The 13,661-nt window shown below is 72.5% G+C and carries 12 protein-coding genes and 2 pseudogenes; 9 read left to right on the plus strand and 5 right to left on the minus strand.

Annotation, left to right across the window (positions count from 1 at the left end):
* Positions 1 to 83: pseudogene (locus MTDSW087_RS26045) on the plus strand (IS5/IS1182 family transposase); the annotation flags it as partial.
* A 12-nt stretch (positions 84 to 95) separates the two neighbouring features.
* On the opposite strand, the gene MTDSW087_RS26050 reads toward MTDSW087_RS26045, so the two are convergent.
* Positions 96 to 1,139: an LLM class flavin-dependent oxidoreductase gene (locus MTDSW087_RS26050; protein ID WP_144768112.1), complete on the minus strand. Its 1,044-nt coding sequence runs from the start codon at positions 1,137 to 1,139 to the stop codon at positions 96 to 98.
* Between the two features lie 5 nt (positions 1,140 to 1,144).
* The gene (locus MTDSW087_RS26055; protein WP_144768113.1) at positions 1,145 to 2,146 is read right to left on the minus strand and encodes an aliphatic sulfonate ABC transporter substrate-binding protein; all 1,002 of its coding nucleotides are present in this window, start codon (positions 2,144 to 2,146) and stop codon (positions 1,145 to 1,147) included.
* A 523-nt stretch (positions 2,147 to 2,669) separates the two neighbouring features.
* On the opposite strand from MTDSW087_RS26055, the gene MTDSW087_RS26060 reads away from it, so the two are divergent.
* From MTDSW087_RS26060 to MTDSW087_RS26075, 4 genes are all read left to right on the plus strand, one after another.
* Positions 2,670 to 3,896, plus strand: a complete 1,227-nt coding sequence (locus tag MTDSW087_RS26060) for an acyl-CoA dehydrogenase family protein (RefSeq protein ID WP_144768115.1) — start codon at positions 2,670 to 2,672, stop codon at positions 3,894 to 3,896.
* Positions 3,897 to 4,244: 348 nt separating this feature from the next.
* Positions 4,245 to 4,436 carry a hypothetical protein gene (locus MTDSW087_RS26065; protein ID WP_144768117.1) on the plus strand — a complete coding sequence of 64 codons (192 nt, stop codon included), beginning with the start codon at positions 4,245 to 4,247 and terminating at the stop codon, positions 4,434 to 4,436.
* A gap of 368 nt (positions 4,437 to 4,804) precedes the next feature.
* The gene (locus MTDSW087_RS26070) at positions 4,805 to 5,725 is read left to right on the plus strand and encodes a sulfurtransferase (protein WP_373321996.1); all 921 of its coding nucleotides are present in this window, start codon (positions 4,805 to 4,807) and stop codon (positions 5,723 to 5,725) included.
* The gene (locus tag MTDSW087_RS26075) at positions 5,722 to 6,972 is read left to right on the plus strand and encodes a YeeE/YedE thiosulfate transporter family protein (protein ID WP_306421687.1); all 1,251 of its coding nucleotides are present in this window, start codon (positions 5,722 to 5,724) and stop codon (positions 6,970 to 6,972) included. Before MTDSW087_RS26070 ends, MTDSW087_RS26075 begins: the two co-directional genes overlap by 4 nt.
* Positions 6,973 to 6,981: 9 nt before the next feature.
* Here MTDSW087_RS26075 and MTDSW087_RS26080 read toward each other — a convergent pair whose 3' ends face one another.
* The 3 genes and pseudogenes from MTDSW087_RS26080 to MTDSW087_RS26090 all read right to left on the minus strand — a co-directional run.
* On the minus strand, positions 6,982 to 8,307 hold the full coding sequence (locus MTDSW087_RS26080; RefSeq protein ID WP_144768119.1) for an LLM class flavin-dependent oxidoreductase: 1,326 nt from the start codon (positions 8,305 to 8,307) through the stop codon (positions 6,982 to 6,984).
* A gap of 19 nt (positions 8,308 to 8,326) precedes the next feature.
* Positions 8,327 to 8,860, minus strand: coding sequence for a cupin domain-containing protein (locus tag MTDSW087_RS26085; protein ID WP_144768121.1), 534 nt, complete (start codon positions 8,858 to 8,860; stop codon positions 8,327 to 8,329).
* A gap of 19 nt (positions 8,861 to 8,879) precedes the next feature.
* Positions 8,880 to 9,002: pseudogene (locus MTDSW087_RS26090) on the minus strand (ABC transporter substrate-binding protein); the annotation flags it as partial.
* A 657-nt stretch (positions 9,003 to 9,659) separates the two neighbouring features.
* Between MTDSW087_RS26090 and MTDSW087_RS26095 the strand changes: the two are divergent.
* The 4 genes from MTDSW087_RS26095 to MTDSW087_RS26110 all read left to right on the plus strand — a co-directional run bounded on the left by MTDSW087_RS26095 (position 9,660) and on the right by MTDSW087_RS26110 (position 13,661).
* Positions 9,660 to 10,745 carry an ABC transporter substrate-binding protein gene (locus tag MTDSW087_RS26095; protein ID WP_144768123.1) on the plus strand — a complete coding sequence of 362 codons (1,086 nt, stop codon included), beginning with the start codon at positions 9,660 to 9,662 and terminating at the stop codon, positions 10,743 to 10,745.
* A 9-nt stretch (positions 10,746 to 10,754) separates the two neighbouring features.
* Entirely contained in the window at positions 10,755 to 11,750 is a 996-nt protein-coding gene (locus tag MTDSW087_RS26100) for an ABC transporter permease (RefSeq protein ID WP_144768125.1), read from the plus strand.
* The gene (locus tag MTDSW087_RS26105) at positions 11,744 to 12,535 is read left to right on the plus strand and encodes an ABC transporter ATP-binding protein (RefSeq protein ID WP_144768127.1); all 792 of its coding nucleotides are present in this window, start codon (positions 11,744 to 11,746) and stop codon (positions 12,533 to 12,535) included. The genes MTDSW087_RS26100 and MTDSW087_RS26105 overlap by 7 nt, the downstream gene beginning before the upstream one ends.
* A gap of 184 nt (positions 12,536 to 12,719) precedes the next feature.
* Positions 12,720 to 13,661, plus strand: a complete 942-nt coding sequence (locus MTDSW087_RS26110; RefSeq protein ID WP_144768129.1) for an aliphatic sulfonate ABC transporter substrate-binding protein — start codon at positions 12,720 to 12,722, stop codon at positions 13,659 to 13,661.

Here is a 13,661-nt window from a genome sequence, read left to right on the forward strand (position 1 = left end):
TCGCCACGCGCTACGACAAGGACCCCGACAACTTCCTCGCCAGCGTCAAGCTCGCAGCCCTGCGGGTCTGGCTGCGAACTTAATGAGTCCGCGACCTAGCGGATCCGCGGCAGGACGAGCTCGGCGAACCGGCGCATCTCCGCCTCGAAGGGCTGGAATTGCAGCATGAACAGTTCGATGCCGGCCGCGTGGAAGGCGCGGATGCGGCTCGCGACCGTCTCGTAGCTGCCCACCAGCCCGGCCGCCGTGCCGCCATTGGTGCCGACATGGCGCGCGGAGGCCGCGTCGGTCTTGGCGAACATCACGCTCGCCGCATCCGTGCGGGCGCGGGTATCGGCGCGCAGGGCGGCGTCGCGCTGCGCCAGGGCGAGGAGCCGCGCCTGCTCGGCCTCGGCTTCCGCATCGCTGTCCCGCGCGATGACGAAGGCCGAGAGACCGTAGCGGAGCGGCCCGTTCGCCGCGGGGCGGCGGGCGACGTCGGCGACGAGGGCGCGCACCGCCTCCAGCGGCTGGCCGTTGATGAACCAGACGTCGGCATGGTCGGCCGCGAGCGCCCGCGCCGGCTCCGACTCGCCGCCGAGATAGATCCGCGGCCGCGGGCGATAGGTTCCGGCCGGGCGGAGCTGGTAATCCGCCACCCGGAAATGCTGTCCCTCGAACGAGACGCGCTCGCCGCGCATCAGCCGGTCGACGAGGCCGATCCACTCGCGGCCATAGGCGTAGCGGTCGTCATGGGCCGGGAAGGGCAGGCCGGCCCGCTCGAACTCGGCCCGGTTCCAGGCATTCACGAGGTTGAGCGCGAAGCGGCCCCGCGCGACGTGCTCGATCTGCAGGGCCATCTTGGCGAGCACCACCGGGTGGTAGAGCCCCGGCTTGATCGCCGCGATGATCTCGATGCGCCGGGTCAGCGCCGCGAGCGCCGCGGCCGCGGTCCAGGCCTCGAGCTGGTCGCGGCCGTCGTCGTAGGGGTTCGCCGTGTGTTGGGCGACGAGCACGGCATCGAAGCCGAGCGCCTCGGCCTCCAGAACCAGGGCGCGGTTGCGCTCCCAGCTCGCGTCGTCCGGCTCGTCCGGGTCGTGGTGGGCGGCGCGGGAGCCGTGGACGGCGGCCCAGATGCCGAAGCGGGGGGCGTCGCGCATCCGCGTCAGCCCTTCACCGCCGGGGGCTGCCAGATCGTCACCGCGGTGGCGTCGATCCGGCGGGGGATGAGCTTGGCCTCCAGGAACACGTCGGCGATGTCCTGCTGCTCGCCGAGCCGGGCCCGCTCCACCGGCTCGACGGCGTAGGTGCGGCGGGCATTGGCCGCGGCCACCACCGCCGGCGGCAGGTCGCCCCAGATGGGGGCGAGCAGCGCCACCGCCGCCTCCGGATTGGCCTTCACCCAGCGCCCCGCCTCGACCAGCGCCTCGTAGACCGCCGCCACCACCGCCGGGTGCGCGGCGACGAAGCCGTCGTTGACGAGATAGTAGCGGTGATAGCTCGTCAGCCCGCTGCCGTCGGCGATGGTGCGCACCGGCCGCTTCGCCTCGGCGAAGGCGAGGAACGGGTCCCAGATCGACCACGCGTCGAGGCTGCCCTTCTCGAAGGCCGCCGCGCCCTCCGGCGCCTGCAGATAGGCCGGCTTGATGTCGGCGAAGCTCAGCCCGGCCCGCTTCAGCGCCGCGGCCAGCACGTAGTGGCTGCCCGAGCCCCGCGAGACGCCGACGGTGCGGCCCTTCAGGTCCGCCACCGTGCGGATCGGGGAATCCGCCGGCACGATGATCGCCTCGGCGGCGGGCGAGCCGCGCTCGCGGGCGTAGAAGGTGAGCGGCGCGCCGGCCGATTGCGTGAAGATCGGCACCGCGTCGGCGACGTCCGCGTGGATGTCCACGGCGCCCGCATTCATCGGCTCGATCACGCTGGTGAACAGGTGCCAGGACGGGGTGAACCCGAGCGGCGCGAGGCGCTCGGCCAGGGTGCCCTTCACCTTGAGCACGGTGAACAGCACCGAGGAGCGCTGCATGCTGATCCGCACGACGCGCTCGGCCGCGTGCACCGCGGGCATGCCGAGGGCCGAGGCCGCCGCCGCGCCGAGGCCCGCGCCGAGGCCTGCACGCAGGAACGTGCGGCGGGAGGTCGGGGCCCCGCGCGGGGTGTCGTCGGTCATCGGGGTCTCCGGAGCGGATCTTGATCGGATCTTGGGGATGGGCGCGCGTTCTCGCGGCCGGCCCGGGCAGGTCCGGGCCGACCGTTCGACGCGAATGCAGGGTGTCAGACGAGGTCTCTGCCGACACGTGATCTATCAAAGACCGAGACGGATCTTCCGATCAACGGAACGGATTTGCAATTTTACCGGGGATCGAGAACGGTCGTTCTCCGCGGGCGGGGTGGCCGGAGCGCATTTCCTTCCCGGCCCCCTCCCCTGCTCCGCGCTCGCGATCCGGGCCCCCTCCCCCGCTCTCCTGCTCCGCCGCGTGCGGAAGCGAGGGACCGCCATTACGCGCCGGGAAAGATCTTCCTGCGCAAGCCGCCGGGACGGTCAAACAGATCTCCCGCATCCCGGAATTATGCATCTGGCTTTCATTGACGGTCGAGCGATGGAGCAGCGATACATCGGCTCATCACGAGGACCTGAATTCAGGTCCTGTACGGCACCGGGCGCCGTGAAACCAGGATGGGATGCCGAGGCGATGTCGCAGACGGATGCGGGCTGGGGCGCCGGCCCGAGCGGGCGCTACGAGGATCTGGCCGGCCGCTTCCGCCCGGTCTTCGCGGAGATCCGCGCGACGGCGGTGGAGCGCGACCGCACGCATCGCCTGCCCCATGCCGAGATCGGCTGGCTGCGCGAGGCCAACTTCACCACCCTGCGGCTCGCCCCGGAGGCCGGCGGCCACGGGGCGAGCCTGCCGGAGCTGTTCAACCTCCTGATCGAGCTGTCGCAGGCCGATTCCAACGTCACCAACGCGCTGCGCGCCCATTTCGGCTTCACGGAGGACGTGCTCTGCTCGTCCTCGCCCGAATGGCGCGCCGACTGGATCGCGCGGATCGGCGCGGGCGAGACGGTCGGCAGCGGCGTCTCCGAGACGGGGCCTGCCAGGGTCGGCCAGTTCGACACGGTGGTGCGCCGCCGCGGGGCCGAGCGGGTGGTGGAGGGCAAAAAGTTCTACACCACGGGCTCGCTCTTCGCGGACTACATCCATCTCTCGGCCGAGGACGAGGACGGGCAGCCGGTGGTGGCGGCGGTGCCGACCCGGGCGCCCGGTGTCGCGATCGTGGACGATTGGGACGGGTTCGGGCAGGCGCTCACCGCGAGCGGCACGGCGCGTTTCGAGGGGGTCGTCCTGGCGCCCGACCTGATCAAGCCGGACCCGGCGCGCTTCCCCTACGCGATGGCCTTCTTCCAGCTCGTGCATCTGGCGACGCTCGCCGGCATCGGCCGGGCCGCCGCGGAGGACGTGGCCCGGCTCGTGGCCGAGCGCACCCGCGTCTACAGCCACGGCAATGCCGGGCGCACGGCGGACGACCCGCAGGTCCAGGCGGTGGTCGGCCGGGTTCGCGGCAACGCCTACGCCGCCGGCGCCGTGGTGCTGAAGGCGGCCGACGCCCTGCAGCGGGCCTACGCGGCGCACGAGGCGGGCGCCGGGAGCCCCGAGGCCGGGCGCGCCACCGTGCTCGCCGATGTCGAGGTCAACCAGGCGGTGACGGTGGTGACCAACCTCGTGCTGGAGGCGACGACCGGCCTGTTCGACGCGCTCGGCGCCTCGGCGGTCAAGGAGGGCCTCGGCCTCGACCGCTACTGGCGCAACGCCCGCACCATCGCCTCGCACAACCCGCGGATCTACCGCGACCGCATCGTCGGGGCCTTCGCCGTGACCGGCGCGGAGCCGCCGCGCCAGTATCGGGTCGGCTCCGCCTGAGAGCGCGTTCGATTGCCATGGGTAGCCGCAGATCCCCCTCTCCCCGCCCGACGTCGGGTCTACCCGATTTCGGCCTTTCGGTGTCGATCCCGGGCAGGTCCGGGATCAAAAACCGAAGGATGAGCGAAGATCACCTTCGTCTCCGAGGAAATCGTCTTTCATATTTCCGCGGCGACGAAGATTTCGGTCCCGCGATCGGGCTCGAAAACGGCTGCGCGTTTCATTGACGATCATCCCGGCGGGGCGAACGATCGGCCTCCGTTTCGAAGCCGCCCGACGGCGGCACCCCGACAGGAGATCATCCATGCCGAGCCATGACCGCATCGATGCCGCCGGGCAGGCCTGACCATGACGCGCCTCCTCGCCCGCCTCGCCCGCGCCCTCTCGGCACCGGCCTCCCGCCCCGGGGCGCCGCCGGCCGCCGTCACGCCGCTGATCCCCTTCCCGCTGCTCGATGGGGGCGTGCTCGCCTCCGCGGACCTCGCCCCGCACCTCGCGCAGCTGCCCCTGCAAGCGCGCCGGGGCCTGCCGGAGGCCTGATCTTCGCGCGGGAGCAGCGTACGTTCTTGGGCCGAAGATAGTCCTTCATGTCGAAGGGCCTCTCCGAAGACGCGCCTGTGAGTGATGCCGAAGTAAAACGGAAAGACGTTTCCTTGACGCGCGGCCATCGGCATCGATAGCATTTCTCCCGTCGAGATCAGTCGAAATGGTCGACATGCCGGGTGTAATGCTGATTTGCCCCTGCGGCCATTCGCTGGAATAGTATCGAGAATCCCGCTCATCGATCGTCTCCCGGGACGGCGTCGCTATGGCGCCGGTCCGAGGCCGTGCCGACTTCCTCCGGAGCCTGTCCCGTGCTGCGCAAATCCGCCCCCCTGCTCGCCCTCCTCGCGAGCGCCCTCCTGCCCCTGTCCGGGGCCGCCGCGCAGGAGCCGGCGGCGCGGCCCGCGCAGGACGGGGCCGCCCGCTCCGAGACGAGCAGCCCCCTCGTCTCCACCGAGTGGCTGGAGAAGAACCTCGACGCGAAGGGGCTGCGCATCGTCGAGGTCAGCGTCGAGCCCGGCGTGTTCGAGCGCGGCCACATCCCCGGCGCCCAGAACGTCGTCTGGCACACCGACCTCGTGGAGACGGTGAGCCGCGACATCGCCGGCCCGGAGAAGTTCGCCGCCCTCGTCCGCCGCCTCGGCATCGACAAGGACACGCCCGTGGTGCTCTACGGCGACAACAACAACTGGTTCGCCGCCTGGGGCGCCTGGGTCCTGGCGCAGTACGGGCTCGTCGACAACGTCAAGCTCCTCGATGGCGGGCGCAAGAAGTGGGAGGCCGAGAAGCGGCCCCTCGACACCCGCAGCGCCGAGGTCGCCGCCTCGCGCTTCACGCCGCCGCCGGTCTCGCCGGCCCTGCGCGCCCGCTTCGGCGACGTGCTCGCGGTGGCCAGGAAGGAGCGCGACGAGCAGATCCTCGACATCCGCTCCCCCGACGAGTTCAGCGGCAAGATCATCGCGCCCCCCGGCGTGCAGGAGCTCGCGATCCGGGCCGGCCACATCCCGGGCTCGGTCAACGTGCCCTGGGGCAAGGCGGTGAACGCGGACGGCACGATCAAGTCGCCCGCCGAGCTGAGGGCGCTCTACGCGGCGGCCGGCATCGACGGCTCGAAGCCGATCATCACCTCCTGCCGCATCGGCGAGCGCTCCAGCCATTCCTGGTTCGTGCTGAGCCGGATCCTCGGCTACCAGGTCCGCAACTACGACGGCTCGTGGACGGAGTACGGCAACGCGGTCGGCGTGCCGGTGGTCAACCTCGCCGGGACGGTCTGGGGCGGCAAGTGACCGGGCGCGTCGCGGAGCGGGCTCCCCCGCTCCCCCGGGACTGGGCGCCCGCCGGCCTCGCCGGGCGGGCGCTCCCGTATGGGGGGCTGCCCGTCGCCCTTGCCCTCGCCGTCGCCGCCGGTCTCGCCGGGGCGGCCTGGTGGCTCTCGGGACAGCCCGGCGGCACCCGGCTCTCGCTCTCGCTCGGCTTCGGCGCGCTGTTCGGCTTCGTGCTCCAGCGCAGCCGGTTCTGCTTCTACTGCCAGTGGCGCGACCTCCTCGTCCACGGCGACCCGCGCGGGATGCTCGGCATCCTGGCGGCGCTCGCCGCGGGGCTCGCCGGCTACGCGGTCGTCCTCGGCGCCTGGATGCCGGACCCCGCCGGCACGCGCCTGCCGCCGGACGCGCATATCGGCCCGGTCGGGCCGGTCCTCGTCCTGGCGGGCGCGGCGTTCGGCGCCGGCATGGCCGTGTCCGGCTCCTGCATCAGCGCCCATCTCTACCGCCTCGGCGAGGGCTCGCCGACGGCGCCCTTCGCGCTCCTCGGCACGGGCGCCGGCTTCGTCCTCGGCTTCGCCACCTGGAACCCGCTCTACCTCGCGAGCGTGTCCGAGGCGCCGGTGCTCTGGCTGCCGCGCCATCTCGGCTATGCCGGCAGCCTCGCCCTCTCGCTGGCCCTGCTCGCCGCCCTCGCCTGGCCGCTGCTGCGCCGCCTGCCGGAGCCGGCCGCGGTGGAATCCGGCCGCCAGCGGGAGCCCCTGCGCGCGGTCTTCACCGGGCGCTGGCCGGTCTGGCTCGGCGGCCTCGCGGTCGGGGCGATCGGCACGCTGGCCTATCTGCGGGTCGGGCCCCTCGGCGTCACCGCCGAGATCGGCGGGCGCTCCCGTCAGGCGGCGGGCGCCCTCGGCCTGCTGCCCGGGCGCCTCGAAGGGCTCGACACCTTCCGGGGCTGCGCCACGGCCGTCCGCGACGCGGTGCTGACCCCGAACGGGCTGTTCGTCGGCGGCCTCGTCCTCGCGGCCTTCGCCGCGGCCCTGGCGGCGGGGCAGTTCCGCCCGGCCTGGCCGAGCCGGGGCCAGGCCGGGCGCGGCCTCCTGGGGGGCCTCCTGCTCGGCTGGGGCGCGATGACGGGGCTCGGCTGCAGCGTCGGCACGCTGCTCTCCGGGATCATGGCGGGCGCCGTCTCCGGCTGGGTCTTCGGCCTCGCCATGTTCGCGGGCGCCGGCGGCACCCTGTGGCTCGGCCGGCGGACGGGGCTTCTCGCGTAGCGGCGAGGCTCAGGCGAAGAAGCGGTTCTCCGGCCGCTTCAGGCCGAGATGGTCGCGCAGCGTCGTGCCCGCGTAGTCGGTGCGGAACAGGCCGCGCCGCTGCAATTCCGGCACCAGCGTGTCGACCACGTCGTCGAGCCCCTGCGGCACGAAGGGGAACATCACGTTGAAGCCGTCGCAGGCGCGCGTCTCCAGCCATTCCTCCATGCGGTCGGCGACCTGGGCCGGCGTGCCGACCATCTGCAGGCCGCCATAGCCGCCGACCCGGCGCGCGAGGTCCCGGACCGTGGCGCCGGTCCGGCGCGCGTAGTCGACGATCTGCGCCTGCCCGCTCCTGCTGGCATTCGTCTCGGGGATCTCGGGCAGGGGCGCGTCGAGGTCGAAGCCCGAGCCGTCGACGCCGAGGCGCACCGAGAGGTTGGCGAGGCCGCTATCGGGATGGACGAGGTCGTCGAGGCGCGCCTTCTTGGCCCGGGCCTCGGCCTCCGTCTCGCCGAGCACCACGAAGCAGCCGGGCAGGATCTTCAACTGCTCGGGGTCGCGCCCCGCCGCCGGCATCCGGCCCTTCACGTCGGCGTAGAAGGCCTGCGCCGCCTCGAGCGTCGAGCCGGACCCGAACACCATCTCGGCGGTCTCGGCCGCGATCTGGCGCCCGGCCTCCGAGGCGCCGGCCTGCACGATCACCGGCCAGCCCTGGACCGGCCGCGCGATGTTGAGCGGACCCTTCACCTTCAGGAAGTCGCCCTGGTGATCGAGGACGTGCATCCGGGCGGGATCGAAGAACAGGCCGCTCGCCTGATCCATTTGGAAGGCGTCGTCGGCGAAGGAATCCCACAGGCCGGTCACCACGTCGAAGAACTCGCGGGCGCGGGCGTAGCGCACCGCGTGATCGAGATGCGCGTCGCGGCCGAAGTTCAGCGCCTCGTCCGGATTCCCGGAGGTGACGAGGTTCCAGCCGGCCCGGCCCTTGGAGATGTGGTCGAGCGAGGCGAACTTGCGGGCGACGTGGTAGGGCTCGTTGTAGGTGGTCGAGGCCGTCGCGATCAGGCCGATGCGCTCGGTCAGCACGGCGAGCGCCGGCAGCAGGGTGAGCGGATCGAACGAGGTCACGGTGGCCGAGCGGCGCAGCGCCGCCGCCGGCATGTTCATCACCGCGAGGTGGTCGGCCATGAAGAAGGCGTCGAACTTCGCGGCCTCCAGGCGCCGGGCGAAATGCGCCAGGTGCTCGAAGCTGAAATTCGCGTCCGGGTAGCCGCCGGGATAGCGCCACCACGCGGTGTGGATCCCGACGGGGCGCATGAAGGCGCCGAGATGCAGGCGGCGGTCCCGGCCCATGCGTGCGGTCTCCGGTCTCTCAGGGGTGCTTGTGGATCGGGTCGACCCAGTAGACCGTCTCCGGCGCCTCGGCCGCCTCGACGTCGGGCAGGTTGACCACCACCGCCTCGTTGTCCGAGCGCACCAGCACGCAGTGCAGGGGCTCGTCGGTGGAGGCGTTGATCTCCTGGTGGGGCACGTAAGGGGGCACGAAGATGAAGTCCCCCGGCCCGGCCTCGGCGACGTATTCGAGCCGCTCGCCCCAGCGCATCCGGGCCCGGCCGGAGACGATGTAGATCACGCTCTCCAGGTCGCCGTGATGGTGCACGCCGGTCTTGGCGTCGGGCTCGATCGCCACGGTGCCGGCCCAGATCTTCTGGGCGCCGACGCGGGCCGCGTTGATCGCCGCCTGCCGGAACATGCCGGGCGTCTGGGCGGTGTTCGGGTCGAGCCTGTCCCCCGGGATCACCCGCACCCCGTCGTGCTTCCAGCGCTCGCCCGCGTCGGACCCGTGCGCGTGGTCGTCGTCGTGGGCGTGATGGGCGTGGGTGTGGTCGTCGTCGATGTCGTGCATGTCGGTTCCTCCGGCCGCATCATCGCACGGCCGCGAGCGCTTCGGAAAACCCCGGATCGCGGATCGCCTCGGCCCGGGGCGCGCGGGCCTGCGGGATCAGCCCGGCGCGGACATAGAGGTCGATGATGCGCTGCTCGTCGGCCGAGCTGTAGGGCTCGCGCGGGGCGACGAAGCCGATGAACGCGACGCGCTCGGGCGGCAGCAGGCTCATGGGTGCCTCCTGGGGGAACTGGTGCCGGGGCGTTGCCGGATCATGTTCGGTGGCCGAGGGCGGCGCGTGCGGGATCGGGAGGCGGGACGGCGACGGTCATCGGGAATTCAGGCTGGGAGAATTCAGGCTGAGAGGCCGCCGCGGCAGGTCCGGGAGCCCAGCCTTAGGGTCGGACCGGATCGGCAGGCCGTCAACGAAGCGGATTTCCAAAGATCTGCCCGCAGGAAGGATGTTCCCGTCGCGATGCTCGCTCGATGTTGAATAATCGCCGATCTTCCGCGTGCAGACGCACTATATCGTGCCATGACCCGAAGTGGGTGCGCCTTTTCTCCGGATCGATGAAGGGCGAGAAACGTTCTCGCGGGCGACGAATTGGCGAATGCGTTCTCTTCGAGGGCGCGCGTGATTGAGAATACGCTTTCGTTGACATCGCGGTGGCGTGATTGAAGACTGAATACATCGGCCGCTCGGACGTGCCGCTTCCCAAAGACGCCGCCGACGAGCCGCCCGAGCGATCGGGCGCCTCGACCCGCGCGTCGATCGCCCGTTGCCATCCCGTCGCGCGTCGCGCGGCACCCGGAGACCACCATGACCGACGAGCCAAAGCGCCCCGGCCCCCTGCCGTCGCGCCGGTTCCTGCTGCGCGCGGGCGCCGCCGCCGCCGCGCTGCCCTTCGGGTTCGGCGTGAGCAGCGGCCGGGCCTGGGGCCCCGGCCCGTCCCTGCCCTTCGATCCCGGCCCGCTCTGCAGCCCCGCGGCGGCGGAGGCGCCCGCCGGCCCGCTGAAGCCGATCAAGCTCGCCTGGAACGCCACCGCGATCTGCACCGCCGCGGCGCCGCGCGCCAAGGAGCGGGGCATCTTCGCGCGTCATGGGCTCGATGTGGAGTTCGTCAATTTCGGCGGCTCGACCGAGGCGCTGCTCGAGGCCATCGCCACGGGCAAGGCCGATGCGGGCATCGGCATGGCTCTGCGCTGGCTGAAGCCCCTGGAGCAGGGCTTCGACGTGAAGATCACCGCGGGCCTGCACGGCGGCTGCCTGCGGCTGCTCGCGGCGAAATCGGCCGGCATCACCGAGATCGCGGCGCTCAAGGGCAAGACCATCGCCATCAGCGACCATGCGAGCCCGGCCAAGAACTTCTTCGGCCTGCTGCTCGCCAAGGCCGGGATCGACCCGGAGAGCGGCGTCGAGTGGCGGCAATATCCGGCCGACCTCCTCAACCTCGCGGTGGAGAAGGGCGAGGCCCAGGCGCTTGCCGATTCCGACCCGCGCACCTGGATCTGGCTGAAGGACCACCGCTTCGCCGAGGTCGCCACCAATCTGTCCGGCGAGTACGCCAGCCGCACCTGCTGCGTCGTGGCGGTGCGCGGCAGCCTGATCCGCAACGACCGCGCCGCGGCCACCGCCCTCACCCGCGCCGTGCTGGAGGCCGGCCACCGCGTCCACGAGAACCCGGAGGACGCCGCGCGGATCTTCTCCGGCTATGGCGGCAAGGGCTCGGTGGAGGATCTGGCCGCGATGCTGCGCAGCCAGCATCACGGTGATCGACCGGTAGGCTCGGACCTCAAGGCGCAGCTCGTCCTCTACGGCGACGAGCTGAAGCAGGTGAACGTCCTCAAGCGCACCACCGACACGGCGAAGTTCGCCGAGCGGGTCTATGCCGACGTGCTGAGCTGAGGAGGTCCCGTGGCGAGTCTCACCAGCCTCGCGGGCGCCGCCCCGCACGCGCCCGCCCTGCCGCGCCCGCCGCTCCCCGCCCTCGGCGCGGGGGCGGCCTGGCTCGCGCTGGCCGGGGCGACCTACGCCCTGCCGGAGGCGGGCGACTTCCCCTACACGGCCTCCTTCGCGGGCGGCGCCCTCGGGGCCGGGCTGGCCCTGCCCGTGCTCGCCCTGCTCGCCGGACGGCTCGGCCGGGCCGGCGCCTCCCTGACCCATTGGACGCCCTGGCTCGCCGTGGTGGCCCTCGCCTTCCTCGCCTGGGAGCTCGTCACCGCGAAATTCGGCCTCTTGCCGATGCCGTTCTTCCCGCCGCCCCAGGCGATCCTGGAGGTCTTCCTGGAGGATTGGCCGAAGCTCGGCGGCAGCATCCTCGCCTCGCTGAAGCTCCTGGCCGGCGGCTACCTCGTCGGCGCGGCGCTCGGCTTCGCGGCCGGCGTCGCCATCGGCTGGTCGAAGGCGGTGGGCTACTGGGCGCATCCGGTGCTGCGCTTCGTCGGGCCGCTGCCCGCGACCGCGTGGTTGCCGCTCGCCTTCTTCGTCTTCCCCTCCTCCTGGTCGGCGAGCACCTTCCTCGTCGCGCTGGCCACGGGCTTTCCCGTCACGGTCCTGACCTGGTCGGGGGTGGCGGGCGTCAACAAGGCCTATTTCGACGTGGCCCGGACGCTCGGCGCCTCGCCGCGCTTCCTCGTCCTGCGGGTGGCGATCCCGGCCGCGCTGCCGCACGTCTTCGTCGGCCTGTTCATGGGCCTCGGCGGCTCCTTCGCGGTGCTGGTGGTGGCCGAGATGCTCGGCGTGAAGTCCGGCCTCGGCTGGTACCTGCAATGGGCGCAAGGGTGGGCCGCCTACGCCAACATGTACGCGGCGCTGATCGTGATGGCGCTGATGTGCTCGGGGCTGATCACCCTGCTGTTCCGCCTGCGCGACCGCGTGCTCTCCTGGCAGAAGGGGCTGGTGCAATGGTAGCCGCCGCGACCCTCCGGCGCCCCGCCGCGCAGGAGGCGGGCGCCCGGCTGACGGTGGACTCCGTCGCCCACGCCTTCGAGATCCGCGGCGCCGCCTTGCCGGTGCTCGACCGGATCTCCCTCGACGTGGAGCCCGGCGCCTTCGTGGCCCTGCTCGGGCCCTCCGGCTGCGGCAAGTCCACGCTGCTGCGCCTCGTCGCCGGCCTGGAGCCGCCGGACGAGGGCCGCATCGCGGTCGACGGCGCGCGGGTGAGCGGCCCCGACCCGTCCCGGCTGCTCGTGTTCCAGGACCCGACCCTCTATCCCTGGCGCACCGTGCGCGGGAACGTGGCGCTCGGGCTCGAGGCCCGGGGCCTCGGGCGCGAGCGGGCGGCCCGGGCCGACGCGGCGCTGCGCCTCGTCGGGCTCGACGGCTTCGCCGAGGTCTATCCGCACCAGCTCTCCGGCGGCATGGCCCAGCGCGCGGCGCTGGCCCGGGCGCTGGTGAACGATCCGCGGCTCCTCCTGCTCGACGAGCCGCTCGGCAAGCTCGATGCGCTGACCCGGCTCGCCATGCAGGCCGAGATCCTGCGGCTCTGGCAGGAGACGCGCTTCACCGCGCTCCTCGTCACGCACGACGTGGAGGAGGCGCTGGTGCTCGCCGAGCGGGTGATCGTGCTCTCCGACCGGCCGGCCGCGATCCGGGCCGACATCCGGGTCGAGCGGCCCTATCCGCGCCACCGCGACGATCCCGAGCTCGTGCGCCTGCGCCGCGAGATACTGGGGATCCTCGGCCAGCCGACCTGAGGCCGGTTCCGCCGCATCCCGGAGCCGCCCCCGATCGCGCCGCGGTCACGGGTGGCTCCGAGCCCTTGTTCTGACGCGCTCTCCTTCGCCGAACCGGTACCCACTTCGACGGAGAGCGCGCTGCCCACCGGGCCCGCGCCAGCCGCGCGGGCCCTTTCGCGCTTCCAGCCATGGACCCGTCCCGATGCCGATCTCCCGCCGCTCCCTGCTCGCCGGCCTCGCCGCGCCCGCCTTCCTCGGCCGCACGGCCGTCGCCGCGCCGACGCTCCGCATCGGCTACCAGCGCTCCTCGACGCTGATCGCGCTGCTGCGCCAGGACGGGAGCCTGGAGAAGGCGCTCGGCACCGGCCTGTCCTGGCACGAATTCACCAGCGGCCTGCCGATCATGGAGGCGCTGAATGCCGGCCAGATCGACGTCTCGGCGGATGTGGCCGACACGGTGCCGGTCTTCGCCCAGGCGGCGGGCGCGCGCATCACCTACGTGGCGCAGGAGGCCCCCTCCCCGGAGGCGCAGGCGATCGTGGTGCCGGCGGGTTCGCCCGCGAAGGCCGTCGCGGATCTCAAGGGCGGCCGCATCGCGGTGACGAAGGGTGCGGGCAGCCATTTCCTGCTGCTCGCCGCGCTCCGCGAGGCGGGCCTCTCCTTCAAGGACATCCAGCCCGCCTACCTCACCCCCGCGGACGGGCGCGCGGCGCTGGTGAGCGGCGGCGTCGAGGCCTGGGTCGCCTGGGACCCCTTCCTGACGGCGGCGCAGCGCCAATCGGACGCCCGCGTCCTGCGCGACGGCAAGGGCCTGTCGCTGTACAAGCGCTACTACCTGGCCTCGGATGCCTACGCCGCGGCGAACGGGGCGGTCCTCGGCACGCTGTTCGGCAAGCTCGCCGAGACGGGCGCCTGGGTGAAGGCCAACCCGGCCGAGGCCGCCGCGCGGCTGGCGCCCCTGTGGAAGATCGAGGCGGACGTGATCGAGCGGGCCAATGCGCGCCGCAGCTACAAGGTCGAGCCCGTCACCCGGGACGGCCTCTCCGAGCAGCAGACGATCGCCGACGCGTTCCGCAGCGAGGGCCTGCTGCCGCGCACGGTCGATACCGCGGCGCTCGGCATCTGGGGGCCGCCGATCCGCTGA

The sequence above is a fragment of the Methylobacterium dankookense genome, from assembly GCF_902141855.1.
Taxonomy (GTDB): Bacteria; Pseudomonadota; Alphaproteobacteria; order Rhizobiales; family Beijerinckiaceae; genus Methylobacterium; species Methylobacterium dankookense.

What these genes read in the sequence shown, in the direction of transcription:
- MTDSW087_RS26050 (WP_144768112.1), bottom strand. Translation starts at nt 1,139, where the DNA reads ATGCGCGACGCCCCCCGCTTCGGCATCTGGGCCGCCGTCCACGGCTCC.
- MTDSW087_RS26055 (WP_144768113.1), bottom strand. Translation starts at nt 2,146, where the DNA reads ATGACCGACGACACCCCGCGCGGGGCCCCGACCTCCCGCCGCACGTTC.
- MTDSW087_RS26060 (WP_144768115.1), top strand. Translation starts at nt 2,670, where the DNA reads ATGTCGCAGACGGATGCGGGCTGGGGCGCCGGCCCGAGCGGGCGCTAC.
- MTDSW087_RS26065 (WP_144768117.1), top strand. Translation starts at nt 4,245, where the DNA reads ATGACGCGCCTCCTCGCCCGCCTCGCCCGCGCCCTCTCGGCACCGGCC.
- MTDSW087_RS26080 (WP_144768119.1), bottom strand. Translation starts at nt 8,307, where the DNA reads ATGGGCCGGGACCGCCGCCTGCATCTCGGCGCCTTCATGCGCCCCGTC.
- MTDSW087_RS26085 (WP_144768121.1), bottom strand. Translation starts at nt 8,860, where the DNA reads ATGCACGACATCGACGACGACCACACCCACGCCCATCACGCCCACGAC.
- MTDSW087_RS26095 (WP_144768123.1), top strand. Translation starts at nt 9,660, where the DNA reads ATGACCGACGAGCCAAAGCGCCCCGGCCCCCTGCCGTCGCGCCGGTTC.
- MTDSW087_RS26105 (WP_144768127.1), top strand. Translation starts at nt 11,744, where the DNA reads ATGGTAGCCGCCGCGACCCTCCGGCGCCCCGCCGCGCAGGAGGCGGGC.
- MTDSW087_RS26110 (WP_144768129.1), top strand. Translation starts at nt 12,720, where the DNA reads ATGCCGATCTCCCGCCGCTCCCTGCTCGCCGGCCTCGCCGCGCCCGCC.